Origin of the sequence: Nocardioides humilatus (assembly GCF_008373755.1) — a bacterium.
Taxonomy (GTDB): Bacteria; Actinomycetota; Actinomycetes; order Propionibacteriales; family Nocardioidaceae; genus Nocardioides; species Nocardioides humilatus.
The window spans coordinates 653,274-666,363 of the sequence record NZ_VUJV01000003.1; the positions used below are offsets into that span (position 1 = coordinate 653,274).

Below are 13,090 nucleotides of genomic sequence, written 5' to 3' on the forward strand. Positions count from 1 at the left end.
ACGAAGCCCTCCACAGGCCCCGAGGTCGTCATTGCCAGCGCGGGCTATGGACCTCGCTGGCAATGACGACCGCAGCGTTAGCGGCGTCAGCCGACCCAGAACCCCCGGCCACCGAACCAGTCGCCGTAGGAGCCGCGGCTGAAGCGGGACCGCGAGCCGAGGTAGGAGCCGACGACGGCGGCGCCGAGGTCGTCGGTCTCGGGGGCGATGACCGTGCCGTCGGCGCGGTGGGCCATCGAGTCGATGAAGCGGGCCAGGCCGGGGTCGTCGCCGAGGCGGAAGAAGGTGGTCTGGGCGCCGAGGCGACGGGCGTTGTCGAGCTCTCGTACGGCGAGCGCGATCGTCATCGGGTGGGGCGGGTAGTTGAAGTAGACCTGACCGTCGGGCTCGAGGTGGGAGGTCGGCTCGCCGTCGGTGACGATCAGCAAGACCGGCTGGGCGTTGGGGTGCTTGCGGAAGTGCCGGTTGGCGAGCAGCAGGGCGTGGTGGAGGTTGGTGCCCTTCGCCCATCGCGCATCGAGGGCGGTGAGCTGCTCGATCTCCATCACCTCGGCATGCCGACCGAAGCCGATCAGCTCGAGCGAGTCGCCGCGGAAGCGGGTGCCGATCAGGGTGTGGAGCGCGAGGGCGGTGCGCTTCATCGGCACCCATCGCCCGTCCATCGCCATCGAGAACGACGTGTCGACGCAGAGGGCGACCGCCGCCTGGGTTCGCGCCTCGGTCTCGGCGACCTCGACGTCCTCGATCGAGAGCCGCGGCCCCGACGGGTCCCCGGACCGACGCAGCACGCCGTTGAGGATCGTGCGCGGGATGTCCCACGGCTCGGTGTCGCCGAACTCCCACTGCCGCGTGGCACCCGACAGGTCGCCGGCCGCGCCGGCCTGACGCAGCTCGCGCTGGCCCTGCCGGCCGGAGAGCCGCTGGGCGACATCACGAAGCAGGGCCTTGCCGAGCTGACGCATCGCCTTCGGCGTCAGCCGGAGCTCGCCGTCGAAGCCGCGCTCCATCGTCCCGGTCTTGCGCAGTGCTCGTTCGAGCTCCTGCAGCCGACGCGCGTCGACCGCGGCCTGGTCACCGAGCTGGCGGGCCAGCTTGTCGAGGTCGACGTCGTCGAGCCGGGCGCCTCCGTAAGACTGGGAGAGCTGGTCGGCGAGCGAGTCGAGGTCGGCGAGGTCCTGGAGCATGCCGGTGCCATCGCCGAGACCGACTCCCTGGTCGCCCTGGAACCGCTCCGAGCCGCCCCAGTCCTCGCCCGGACGCATGGACTGCAGGTTGCCGTCGAGACGGGCGAGCTGCTCCATGAGCTGGGGTGAGCCGAAGGCCTGCGCCGAGAGCTGCATGAGCTCCGCGCGCTGCTCGGGGGTCATCGAGTTGAGCATCCGCTGCGCGGCAGCCGACCGTTGCGCCATCGCGTCGATGAGCTCGTCGATGTTCTGCGGGTTCTCCGGGAAGAAGTCGCCGTGCTTGTCCATGAACTGCTGGAAGTCCTCAGGAGTGTCCGCACCCGCGGCGTGCTTCTCGAGCAGCTCGTTGAGGTCGGACAGCATCTCCTGGATCGCCGCGCGGTCCTCGTCGGTCGCACCCTCGAGCGCCTGCTTCATGCCCGCGAAACGCTGGTCGAGCAGCTCGCGCCCGAGCAGGTCCTTGATCTGCTCGTAGGCGGCCGCAGCCTCGGGGGACTGCCAGTCGTAGTCGGACAGCTCGGTGACCGCGGCAGCGGTCGAGGGCGAGAGGTTGTCGAGCCGCATCTCACGGAACGCGCGGTCGCCGTCGTCCATCATCGCGTCACGCGCGAGCTGCTTGCGCTCCTCGAGCACCGCTTTGTCGAGGAGCTCGCGCACCTCTTGCAACGTGCCGTCGAGGTTGTGCCGCTGCAGGATCTCGCGCCGCCGCTCGGCCACCCGGCGGGCGAGGTCGTCGAGACCGTCCCCGTCCTTGCCACCCCGCCGCAGGAACTCCTGCATCGCGCGCTCGGGGCTGTAGCCGGCCATGACGTCCTCGCCGATGGCGTCGAGGGCCTCGGCGATGTCGACCGGCGGAGCGAGCGGGTCGCCGCCGTCGTAGCGGCGGTAGCGGCTCATGCGGACCTACCCATAGATCGTCTCCGAGCCATCGGTGTCCTTGCCGATCTTGCGGGCGAGGAAGAGGCCCTCCAGGGCGAGCTCGATGGCGCAGGCGCGCTGGCCGTCGGAATCGCCGCCACCCTCGCCGTACAGGCGCTCGCAGACCTGGTCGTAGAGCTCGGACTCCCCCAGCACCGGCAGGCCGGCCAGCACGTCGCGCGCCGACACCGCAGCGCCGGTCGTCACGGTCGAGCCCTCCTCGATCGCCTCGACGAGCAGCGCGAAGTCGAGGCCGCGGAAGTGCTCGCGGACCGTCTCGGCGGTCGCGGTGCGCACCAGGTGGGTGAGGATCTCGGCCTCCCGGCCCTCCTCCCCCGACTCGAACTCGATCTTCCCGCCGAGCACGTCGACGGCCGTCTCGAGATCGACGACCCGGGCGACCGCGGCGTCCTCACCGAGGATCGTCGCGCGGCGCAGGGCCGAGGCTGCGATGGTCTCGGCCCCGGCGATCGCGAACCGTGCCGAGACGCCCGAGCGCTGGTCGACCGCAGTGGACTCGCGCAGGTTGCGGGTGAAGCGGGCGAGCACCTCCAGGAGCGGCTCCGGTACGTCGGCAACGAGATGCGCTTCCTGACGGACCACCGCCATCTCGGCTGCCAGCTCCGAGGGGTAATGGGTGCGGATCTCGGCGCCGAAGCGGTCCTTCAGCGGCGTGATGATGCGGCCGCGGTTGGTGTAGTCCTCGGGGTTGGCCGACGCGACGACGAGCACGTCGAGGGGCAGCCGCAGGACGTAGCCGCGGATCTGGATGTCGCGCTCCTCCATCACGTTGAGCATCGCGACCTGGATGCGCTCGGCGAGGTCGGGCAGCTCGTTGATCGCCACGATGCCGCGGTGGCTGCGCGGGATCAGGCCGAAGTGGATGGTCTCGGGATCACCGAGCGACCGGCCCTCCGCGACCTTCATCGGGTCGACGTCACCGATGAGGTCGGCGACCGAGGTGTCGGGCGTGGCGAGCTTCTCTGCGTAGCGCTCGGACCGGTGCTGCCACGAGATCCGCAGGTCGTCGCCGTAGGTCGCCGCCGCCGCCTTGGACGCGTGGGTGATCGGTTCGAAGGGGTGCTCGCCGAGCTCGGACCCGCTGATGACCGGCGTCCACTCGTCGAGCAGGCCGACCATCGTGCGGAGCAGCCGGGTCTTGCCCTGCCCGCGCTCGCCGAGCAGCACGACGTCGTGGCCGGCGAGCAACGCCCGCTCCAGCTGCGGGATGACGGTGTCCTGGAAGCCGTGCAGGCCTGGCCAGGGGTCCTCCCCCGCGGCGAGCCGGGCGAGCAGGTTGTCACGGATCTCGGTGCGCAGCGACTTGTGCACATGGCCGGACGCCCGCAGCTCCCCGACGGTGCTGAGGGAGGGGCTGCCCGACGGTGCGGGCGACGCGGAGGAGAGAGAGGTCACACGGCCAAGTTACTCAGCGTGCCAACCCTCAGCACCCCCTAAAGTGGCGGACGTGGCGATCGTCTTGGGGGTTCTCTGCGCGATCTTGGCCTGCGTCGTGGTCGCGCTGGTGGCTGCCCTGCGCCGCAAGGACGCCGAGATCGCCGGGCACCTCGAGCACGTGGAGCAGCTCGAGGCCGACCTGGCGACCGCCCTGCGCCCGCCGCCGGCCCAGAACACGACCGAGCGCGCGATCAGCCGGATGATCCGTACGGCGAGCAAGGTCCGCGAGCAGGGCATCACCGGCATGATCCAGAGCACCATCGAGGACCTCAGCGCCTGGGCCAACGAGGAGCAGGCCGAGATCGTCCACATGGCCGCCCCCGACGGCACGGTCACGATCTTCTTCTCCGACATCGAGAACTCCACCCAGCTCAACGCCCGCATGGGCGACAAGGACTGGGTCCGGGTGCTCGAGGCGCACGACCAGGTGCTGCGGGGCCGGATCACGCAGTACCGCGGCCAGGTCGTGAAGACCGCCGGTGACGGCTTCATGGTCGCCTTCCGCGACGCCGAGGCCGCCTGCCGGGCCGCCGTCGCCATCCAGAGCGACCTTCGTCGCCCCTCGGAGCTCCTGCGCCGCCACGGCAAGGTCCGCGTCCGGATCGGCATCCACACCGGGCAGGTGGTCGCCAAGGACGGCGACTACTTCGGCGAGAACGTCGCCCTGGCAGCCCGGGTCGCCGACCTCGCGTCGGGCGGCGAGGTGCTGTGCAGCGACGCCGTACGCGACCACCTGGAGGACGACGCGTCGGTCTCCCTCGTCGACCCCACCGAGCCGCTGGAGCTCAAGGGTCTCCCCGGCCGCTACGTCGTGTGGCGGGTCGTCCCGCCGGTCTCCTGACGGGTCAGCGGGCGAGCAGCACCGACGAGCCGTGGCCGAAGAGGCCCTGGTTGGCGGTGATGCCGACCTTGGCGCCCTCGACCTGGCGACCCGTCGCCTGGCCACGGAGCTGCCAGGTGAGCTCACAGACCTGAGCCAGCGCCTGGGCGGGCACGGCCTCGCCGAAGCAGGCCAGGCCACCGGACGGGTTGACCGGGATCCGGCCGCCGAGGGTGGTGTCGCCGGCGCGGAGCAGGACCTCGGCCTCGCCGCGCTTGCACAGCCCGAGGTCCTCGATCCAGTCCAGCTCGAGCGCGGTCGACAGGTCGTAGACCTCGGCCACGTCGACGTCCTCGGGGCTGATGCCCGCCTCCTCGTAGGCGGCGTGGGCGATCGACTCCTTGAAGGTCCGCTCCGGTGCACCGGCCGCAGCGTGGTCGGTCGCCAGCAGCGGCATGTCGATGACGGTGTTGGGGAAGGTCGGCGTCACGGTCGACACCGCCTCCACACGCACCGGGCCTCCGGCACCGCCGAGGCCGTGCTTGCGGGCGTAATCGACCGAGGTCAGCACGACGGCGGCAGCACCATCGGAGGTCGCGCAGATGTCGAGGAGGTGCAGCGGGTCGGACACGATCGGCGACGCCAGGACATCGGCCACCGTGGCCTCCTTGCGGAACCGCGCGTAGGGGTTCTCGAGGCCGTGCCGGGCGTTCTTGACCTTGACCTTCGCGAAGTCCTCGCTGGTCGCGCCGTAGAGGTCCATGCGGCGACGGGCGTACAGCGCGAAGTAGGCCGGGTTGGTCATCCCGAGCAGCTTGAAGCGCAGCCAGTCGGGGTCGGTCCAGCGCTCCCCCGCATTCGGCGCAAGGAAGCCCTTCGGCGTGGTGTCGGCGCCGACGACGAGGGCGACCTCGGACAACCCGGCGAGGATGCGCGCGCGGGCGGTGTCGAGCGCCTGGGCGCCGGTGGCGCAGGCGGCGTACGACGTCGCGATCCGCGCGCCGTTCCACCCGAGCGCGGAGGCGAAGGTCGAGCCCGCGACGTAGCCGGCATAGCCGTTGCGCACGGTCTCGCCACCGACGACGAAGTCGACGTCGGACCACGCGACACCGGCGTCGCTCAGCGCGGCGCGGGCGGCGTGGACGCCGTACTCGACGAAGGGCTTGCCCCACTTGCCCCAGGGGTGCATGCCGACACCAGCAACGGCGATCGCCTTGTCGTTGGAGCTCACTGCTCGGTCTCCTCGCCCAGCTCGATCACAGGTTTCCAGCGCCAGATGGTCCGGTCACCCGACTCGTCGGTGTGCAGCGCCTCGACGACCAGCTCCACCTCGGCGCCGACGCTCAGGTCACCCACGCCGTAGCCGTCGGCGACCTGGCCGAGGATCACCAGGCCCTCGGGCAGCTCGACGGCGGCGAGCGCGAAGGGCTCGAACGGGTCGGTGGCCGGGACGTACGGCGCCGGCGGTTGGTACTGCGCGTCGGTGTAGGACCACACGCGGCCCGTCCGGGACAGCTCGGCCGGCTCGTGGTCGTCGCCGTCGCACACCGGGTTGCGGCAGAAGCTCGCCGCGTCCGCCGGGGGCGGCGGGAAGACGAGCGTGCCGCAGGTCGTGCACCGCGACGCGAGGAGTCGCGGGTCGTCGCCGGTCGTGAACCAGCCGGCGATCACCGGAGTGGAGGTCGTCATCCGCGCCCCTTCGAGGAAAACTAGAACGTGTTCTCACTCTACCGGAACGACCGGCATCGCGCTCCTGCCGGCTCTACGGTGAGCGCCGTGGAAGCACGGTCGGAGTCCAGGCTCGAACAGAAGACGCCGTACGTCGGCATCGCGGTGACCTTCGTGTGCGCGCTCGTCATCGGGATGGGCCTGGCGTGGGCCTTCCTCGCCATGCGCGCGGTCGCGGGGGTCGGCGGCAGTTGTGGGAGCAGCAACACCTACGCGGTGGTCACTCCCTGTCCCGACGGGTCGTGGCTGATCGCGATCGCGATCCCGGCGATGCTGATCGCCATGTTCGTGGGCGCCGGCGTCGGGTCGAGCATCGGCGCTCCCGCGCTGATCCTCCCCCTGTGGGCGCTGCTCTTCACCTCGCTGGGCTGGAACTTCCTCGAGTTCGGCTTCGGCGGCGACGTCAACGTCGGGTTCATCGTCTGCGGGATCATGTTCTGGGGCATGGCAGCACCGGCCTGGGTCGCGATATGGGTGGCGTTCCGCAAGGAGGGGCGCACCACGAGCCTCTGGTGGTGGCTGACCGACGCGGTACTGCTGGCGGTCGGCGCCTTCCTCGGTGTGGCGGTCTACGCGCTCGCGTCGGCCTGATCGGGCCAGGCCATCTCGATCAGGTCGTACTCCTCCGGGAAGCTCTGCGACCCCGACCACCGCGTCCGCAGCAGCGACAGGCCCGGAACCGCCCAAGGCGTCCCGGTCCAGTCCGCAACCGCCCCCCAGGCCGGTCGCAGCATCGCTACCTGCATTTCGGGATCGACCGACGCGAACTTGATCTGAGGACGGAACCGCCGGCGATCCACGTAGAGCCCCAACGTCTCTGCTGCCTCCGGGACGTAGCGCGCGAGGTCGGCGATCGGATCGACGTCGCCGGCGAGGCCCAGCACGATCGTGGCGTTCTCCTCCAGCCGCAGGCCCTGGAACCACACCATCGGCCCCATCGCGCCCTCGACCGCTCCTCGCAGCTTGTCCGCCAACCGGACGCAGTCGGGCGGGATCAGGTTGCCGAACGAGGTGATCGGAATGTCCAGCTTGTCGGTGGGCACAGCGTCCACCCCCGGAACCATGCGGAGCGCGCGCGTGGCGACCCACAGCTCCTCCAGAGCCTCCTCCGGGGGCACGATTGCAGCGCGGATCAACATGGCAGCCCTCCATGGCTCAGCCGATGAACATGAAAATCGGCTGCGAGAGCGCCAGGTTGAGCGGTACGGGATCGGTCGGGCCCTTAGTCCTAGGGCTGGTCCTGCTTCGGCGGCGGGCCGCACACCACGCTGTCCGCCGCGGTGTAGGAGGTGTGGAACTCCTCGGTGTGGTCGACCTCGTCCTCGCCGTGGACCCGGAAGATCCGGGCCACGTCGACGTCGAACCCCGAGTAGCCCGTGAACGGCTCGCAGTCCGGTGTCTGGAGGTGCCGGGTGGCGGGGGCTCGGTAGTTGTAGCGACCGCTGGTCTCGGACTCGATGTCCCAGACCTTCGTGGAGAACATCTGCACGGTGACGACTCCCTGGGCGGAGTAGCTGCCCGGCTGCACGTCGGCGTGGATGAGCACGCCGTAGTCGGTGTCGTTGCGGAAGCTCAGGTCGACGGTCGGCCAGGCCACGGTGGCCTCGCGGCCCTCCGGGTAGCGGTCGATGAAGAACGAGTGCGGCTTGTGCTCGATGTCCTCCAGCCCGGCGAAGAACATCGCGTTGAAGGTGGTCGTCGCCATCTGCGAGACGCCGCCGCCGTAGTCCTTCACGAGCACGCCGTTCGAGATGATGTAGCCGATGGTGAAACCGTTCTCGGCGGTCCGCTCACCGACGGTGTCGTTGAGCGAGAAGACCTCCCCCGGCTTGAGCACGGTGCCGTCGATGAGCTCGGCGGCACGGCCGATGTTGACGTTGCGGTATTCGGCGTAGGGGAAGTAGGTCACGAACTCCGAGACCTTCTTCTTGATGCCGAGGGCTCGAGCGTCGGCCGTGGAGAAGGCGGCCTCGCGCACCGTCGCCTCGACGTCGCCCTCGCGCTCGCCCTCGGGCGCGACGAGCAGGTCGGTGAACGCCGCGACGACCGTGGCCGGCTCGAACTTCACCCCCGGCTTGGCCGGGATCACCTTCGGCTTGCCGTCGACCAGCTCGATCCGCGCGTCGACCGGCTTGCCGCTCGTCGTCGCGTCCTTGACCAGACGGGTGATCCGGCGCTCGTCGACCTGGGGCACCAAGACGCCGTCCTCAGGCACCATCGACAGCGCCGTCGCATACTGCCGCGGCTGGAGGTGCACGTCGGACTCACCGAAGACCAGCGTCACCGACGCCGACATCGCCGGGTTGGCGAAGTCGTCGAGGGCCTGCTGGATGTCGGCGTCGTCGATGTCGGGCTCGGCCGTCGTGACCGTCAGCTCGACCTCGTCGTCCTGCTCGAGGAAGGCAGCGGTGATCGCCTCCTGGGCGGCCTCAGGATCGACCGCCTCTCCGGCCACCGGGTTGACGACGGAGACGCCGTCCTTGGCGAAGTGGACCTCTCCGTCCTTCGGCGGCACGCCGAGGCCCTCAGTGAGGTCGGCGAGCTGGTCGGAGAGGAGCGTCTCGTCGACGTGGACCAGGGCGTCGACGTCGTCGCCGCCGGTGAAGTAGTCCCACTGCCGGTCGGGGCGCCAGCTGTCCTCGGCCCCGGCCGCGTCGACCGTGCCGGCGTAGTCGATCGTCACCCCGATCTCGTCGGGACGCACGTCGACGCTGCGACCGCCCGCGACCTTCACGTGGATCGGCTTCGCCGCCCGCGCCTCGAACTCCTCACGGAGCTCGGAGATGGCCTCGGAGCGGGTCAGGCCGCCGATGTCGATCCCGGAGACCGACGTGCCGAGCGGCACCTTGTCGCCGGCGACCTGGTGGGCTGCGGCATAGCCCGCACCACCCAGCACCGCGAGCACCACGAGCACGAGCAGCACGAACCAGCCGCCCGCGCGTTCGCGCTTGGTCTTGCCCGTATCGGCCCCGTCGATCAACGTCACGCGCGCCATCCTAAGAAGTAGGTGCTTCGCTTTCGGCCACAACGCCGCTCGAGGCCCGTCGATCGACCAGCCCGACCACCCCGCCGCACAGTACGACGACGGCCCCGCCGAGCAGCAGGTAGCCCTCGAGGTCGGCCTGGATCAGCAGGTCGCCCTCCGGGCGCTCGCTGGTGAAGTAGATAACCGTCAGGCACCACCCGACCGCAAACGGCAGCCGACGCCACCACCCACCAGGGATCGCAGCGAGGAGCGCCACGGCCGTGGCGACCCCGAGCGCGAGGCCCCAGGCGTAGGAGTGGAGCAGCACAGTCGCCGTCGCCGCGAGCGCACCCCCGACGAGGGCGGCCGCCGCGACGGCGAGCCGTCCCGCTCGAGCTCGGCTCACCCGGCCGGGACTCCCGCGAACAGGTCGGTCTCCCACCCGTGGTCACCGACCTCGCCGGGGACACCCTTGACGAGTCGGTAGAGCTCACGGCCCCAGACCAGCTGGCCCTCGTTGTTGGCGAGCGCGAAGAACGGACCGTCGGCGGTGATCTGGGTGGCGTGCGCCTTGAGGGCGGCCATCTTCTGCTCGAGGTAGGCACCGGCGTCGACCTCGGCGGTGATGTCCTCGTCGGGCCGGAAGAAGGGCGGCAGCTGGCCGTCGGGGTCCATGCCCTCGAACGTCGTCGTGTCGCCCTCGTCGCGCAGCCGGCGCAGGCCCTCGCGGATCCGGCTCTCCGACATCGCACCCCAGTAGATCTTCGCGATGTCCCAGGCCTCCCCGAGGTCGCGACGGTACGACGGCGCCGCAGCCAGCTGGGCGGCGTACATCGCGACGCGGTGGGCCTGGATGTGGTCGGGGTGGCCGTAGCCGCCGAACTCGTCGTAGGTGACCATCACCTGGGGCCGCACCTCGCGGATGACCGCGATCAGGTGGTCGGCCGCCTGGGTCAGGTCGGCGTGCCAGAACGCGTTGTCGTGGATCTCGTCGGCGGCGATCGCGTGACCGTCGTCGTGCCACTTCATGCCGGAGTCGCGGTAGGTGCCGAAGCCGCCGAGGAAGCGGTGGTCGGTCACGCCCAGCTCACGCATCGCCGCGTCGAGCTCGCCGCGGCGGTGCTCGCCGAGGCCGTCCTCCTTGTCGGCGGCCAGGTGCTCGAGCTCGGGCACCAGGATCTCGCCCATCTCACCCGCCGTACAGGTCACCAGCGTGACCCCGCGCCCCTCGGCGACGTACTTGGCCATGGTCGCGCCCTGGCCGATCGACTCGTCGTCCGGGTGGGCGTGGACGAGCAGCAGTCGGTGGGCCGCGTTCTCACTCATACCGAGCAGCGTAATGATGGTGCCCATGCTCCTCGGTCGTCGGCTTCGTCACAGTGCGCTCGCGCTGACCGTGGCGGTGGCGCCGCTGCTCAGCGGATGCGCTCTCATCGACCTCCTCGGCGGCGAGTCGAGCATCGAGAAGTCGTTCGAGTACCTCCCTGCCGACACCTTCCAGGTGCTGTTCACCGACGCCGACGTCGCCGATGACCTCGACCCCAGCGAGCTCGGTCGCTACGCCGAGACGATGGAGGACGCCCGGTTCAACCAGGGCGACGTGGAGTGGGAGGCGTGGGCGGCCTGGGGCGAGCCGGGCGACTCCGAGCAGACGGCTGCGGTCTGGAAGGTCGAGGACGACACCGACCTGGACGCCTTGGCCGACGACCTCGAGGCGCACGGCTACACCAAGGACCGGGTCGACGGTCGCGACCTCTTCTCGATCGAGCCCTCCTCGGTCGCCGAGGACAGCCCCTACCCGGTGCCGCTCCTGCTCAACGTCTTGATCGACGAGGACGAACAGGTCGTCGCGGGCGCTCCCGACGCCGCCTCGCTCGAGGACGTCGCGGCGGTCATCGGCGACGATGACGACTCGCTCGCTGACGACGGCGGGTTCGACGACCTGCTCGACGCTGCTGACGACGACCCTGAGGTCGCCTGGCTCACGCGCGCCGGGTTCGCCGTCTGCCTGACCAACGATCGGGGTGTGCCGCAGGACCAGCGCAGTGCCTACGCCGACCTCGGTCGGCCCGAGGCCCGCGCCCTGTTCGTGTCCGACGATGCCGACGTACGCCTCGCGCTGCAGTTCGCGAGCGAGGATGACGCGAAGGACGACCTCGACGCACGGGAGATGCTCCTCGACGACGGCATCGACCCGGTGACCCGCAAGCCCTACGACGAGCTCGGCGACTACGACCTCGAGCAGGACGACGACCGCGTGGTGATCGACGAGGACCTCGAGGGCAGCGCAGCCGTCGCGATCCGCGCCGAGCGCCGCGGTGGCGGCCCGGGCGTATGCGGCCCGGAGGAGTCCTAGGGTTCGCGCTTGATCCGCTTCGGCTGGTCGGGCAGCGGGAGGGGCGGTACGACCGTCGGCGCGGGGCTCTCGTCGTCGAGGTCCAGCCATCCGTCGTAGGTCTCGACGAGCATCTCTAGCTGGATCATCGGCGCGTCGGTGACGAGCGCCCACGGGTGGTCCTCATCGTCATCCTCGCCCGCCAGCCGCTCCCGGCTGACCGTCGCCTCGAACCCGCCGCGCGTCAGCGCCAGCGCGGCCGCCCGCGCGTCGTCCTCGCCGAAGAAGATGCCCCTCACGTTTCCATGATCGCGCACCCAGCCGAATATCCTGAGCGTGGGTAAAGGGAGGCGACATGGCAGCCAGAGATCACAGGATCGACCATTTCTTGATCCACAGGGTCGGCGTCACCGACGACTTCATGACAGACCGCGAGCAGCCGGACGCTCAGGAACGTCTTCCCCTTTAAGCCTGCAATTGCCGAAATCGCTGCTCGCCATCGCGGTTCCTCTCTGGGGCGGCGACGTGCTCGTGACGCGCAACGTTCGCGAGTTCAGCCGGGTCGACGGACTGACCGTGGAGGCCTGGTAGCCCGTTACGGTGTTCGTCGTGGATCAGACGCCTTCTCCGCCGTACGGCGTGCACCTCACCCGCAGCGAGGAGAACGTCGCCGAGATCGACGCCCTCGCCGGCGTGCTGGGGCAGTACGCCGGCGGGCGGGTCGGGATGGCCGGACTGCTCGGCGACCTGGATCGGCGGATGCGCCGTACGTTTGCTCCTCACCCGCGGATGCTCGGCTTCGCCGTCGACCGGGCGCTGACCTGGGAGCGCCGCGACCGCCGGGACATCCGGTGGTGGCCGCAGGGCATCAGTACGTCGGTGCAGACCGACGTGGAGCGCGACGTGATCGTGACGTCGTGGTACTCCAAGAAGAAGGAGGAGGGCTGCCGCGTCAGCTTCATCGACCTGGAGGCCCTGCGCTACCGCCACGTGCTCTTGGTCGAGCCGACCGTCACCGACGGGGTCCCCGGCCTCACCCCGCTGCGAGCCCACGCCGGCGGAATCGTCTGGCACGGTCCCTACCTGCACATCGGCGCCACCGGCCGCGGGTTCTTCACCTGCCGCACCGACGACCTGCTGCGCGTGCCCGCGGCCGCCGGGATGGAGACCTACGGCCACGACTACGTGCTGCCGGTGCGCTTCGCCTACCGCGCGACGACCGACGAAGGCCTGCAGCGGCTGCGCTACTCCTTCATGACGCTCGACCGCGGCACCGAGCCGCCGAGCCTGGTTGTCGGTGAATACGGCAACAGCAAGCAGACCCGGCGAATAGCGCGGTTCGCGACTGACCCCGCCACCGGCCTGCTCGCGACGGGCGAGGACGGCATCTCGCGGCCGATCCTCGACGACGAGGACGGCCTGACCCGGATGCAGGGCATCGCGGTGGTCGACGGCACGGCCTTCGTGACGTCGTCGCACGGCCCCCATCGCTACGGCTGGATGCACGTCGGACGACCCGGCGAGTTCCGCACCCGGAAGTGGGCGACGCCACCCGGACCCGAGGACCTGGTCCACTGGCCCGCGCAGGACCTGGTCTGGTCGGTGAGCGAGCACCCCGGCCTGCGGTGGGTCTTCGGCATGGATCGGACCCGCCTGTTGCGGGCGACGCGGTATATCTGAGC

General features: G+C 70.3%; 13 protein-coding genes. 4 read left to right on the top strand and 9 right to left on the bottom strand.

Annotation, left to right across the window (positions count from 1 at the left end):
- Positions 1–86 precede the first annotated feature (86 nt).
- Both F0U44_RS10985 and F0U44_RS10990 read right to left on the bottom strand, forming a co-directional pair.
- Complete coding sequence (locus tag F0U44_RS10985) at positions 87–2,081, bottom strand: vWA domain-containing protein (RefSeq protein WP_149728322.1); 1,995 nt, start codon at positions 2,079–2,081, stop codon at positions 87–89.
- A gap of 6 nt (positions 2,082–2,087) precedes the next feature.
- Entirely contained in the window at positions 2,088–3,518 is a 1,431-nt protein-coding gene (locus F0U44_RS10990; RefSeq protein WP_149728323.1) for a MoxR family ATPase, read from the bottom strand.
- Positions 3,519–3,570: 52 nt separating this feature from the next.
- Here F0U44_RS10990 and F0U44_RS10995 point away from each other — a divergent pair, with 52 nt between their 5' ends.
- Complete coding sequence (locus F0U44_RS10995; protein ID WP_149728324.1) at positions 3,571–4,401, top strand: adenylate/guanylate cyclase domain-containing protein; 831 nt, start codon at positions 3,571–3,573, stop codon at positions 4,399–4,401.
- A gap of 4 nt (positions 4,402–4,405) precedes the next feature.
- Here F0U44_RS10995 and F0U44_RS11000 read toward each other — a convergent pair whose 3' ends face one another.
- Entirely contained in the window at positions 4,406–5,611 is a 1,206-nt protein-coding gene (locus tag F0U44_RS11000) for a lipid-transfer protein (RefSeq protein WP_246160421.1), read from the bottom strand.
- Positions 5,608–6,069 carry a Zn-ribbon domain-containing OB-fold protein gene (locus F0U44_RS11005; RefSeq protein WP_149728326.1) on the bottom strand — a complete coding sequence of 154 codons (462 nt, stop codon included), beginning with the start codon at positions 6,067–6,069 and terminating at the stop codon, positions 5,608–5,610. The genes F0U44_RS11000 and F0U44_RS11005 overlap by 4 nt, the downstream gene beginning before the upstream one ends.
- Before the next feature lie 87 nt (positions 6,070–6,156).
- Between F0U44_RS11005 and F0U44_RS11010 the strand changes: the two genes are divergently transcribed.
- On the top strand, positions 6,157–6,699 hold the full coding sequence (locus F0U44_RS11010; RefSeq protein ID WP_149728327.1) for a hypothetical protein: 543 nt from the start codon (positions 6,157–6,159) through the stop codon (positions 6,697–6,699).
- Here F0U44_RS11010 and F0U44_RS11015 read toward each other — a convergent pair.
- The 4 genes from F0U44_RS11015 to mshB form a co-directional block, all read right to left on the bottom strand.
- Complete coding sequence (locus F0U44_RS11015; protein WP_149728328.1) at positions 6,678–7,247, bottom strand: 2'-5' RNA ligase family protein; 570 nt, start codon at positions 7,245–7,247, stop codon at positions 6,678–6,680. The two genes, F0U44_RS11010 and F0U44_RS11015, sit on opposite strands and share 22 nt — an antisense overlap.
- Before the next feature lie 89 nt (positions 7,248–7,336).
- On the bottom strand, positions 7,337–9,094 hold the full coding sequence (locus F0U44_RS11020; RefSeq protein WP_188113432.1) for a VanW family protein: 1,758 nt from the start codon (positions 9,092–9,094) through the stop codon (positions 7,337–7,339).
- Positions 9,095–9,104: 10 nt separating this feature from the next.
- Positions 9,105–9,479 carry a DUF6113 family protein gene (locus F0U44_RS11025; RefSeq protein WP_149728330.1) on the bottom strand — a complete coding sequence of 125 codons (375 nt, stop codon included), beginning with the start codon at positions 9,477–9,479 and terminating at the stop codon, positions 9,105–9,107.
- A complete protein-coding gene (mshB, locus tag F0U44_RS11030; protein WP_149728331.1) occupies positions 9,476–10,399 on the bottom strand; it encodes an N-acetyl-1-D-myo-inositol-2-amino-2-deoxy-alpha-D-glucopyranoside deacetylase in 924 nt (307 codons plus the stop codon). The genes F0U44_RS11025 and mshB overlap by 4 nt, the downstream gene beginning before the upstream one ends.
- 25 nt (positions 10,400–10,424) lie before the next feature.
- Between mshB and F0U44_RS11035 the strand changes: the two genes are divergently transcribed.
- Positions 10,425–11,429 (top strand): hypothetical protein, encoded by a 1,005-nt coding sequence (locus tag F0U44_RS11035; RefSeq protein WP_149728332.1) that lies wholly within the window; start codon positions 10,425–10,427, stop codon positions 11,427–11,429.
- Here F0U44_RS11035 and F0U44_RS11040 read toward each other — a convergent pair.
- Entirely contained in the window at positions 11,426–11,707 is a 282-nt protein-coding gene (locus tag F0U44_RS11040; RefSeq protein WP_149728333.1) for a hypothetical protein, read from the bottom strand. The genes F0U44_RS11035 and F0U44_RS11040 overlap by 4 nt on opposite strands.
- 310 nt (positions 11,708–12,017) lie before the next feature.
- On the opposite strand from F0U44_RS11040, the gene F0U44_RS11045 reads away from it, so the two are divergent.
- Positions 12,018–13,088, top strand: a complete 1,071-nt coding sequence (locus tag F0U44_RS11045) for a hypothetical protein (RefSeq protein WP_149728334.1) — start codon at positions 12,018–12,020, stop codon at positions 13,086–13,088.
- Positions 13,089–13,090 lie beyond the last annotated feature (2 nt).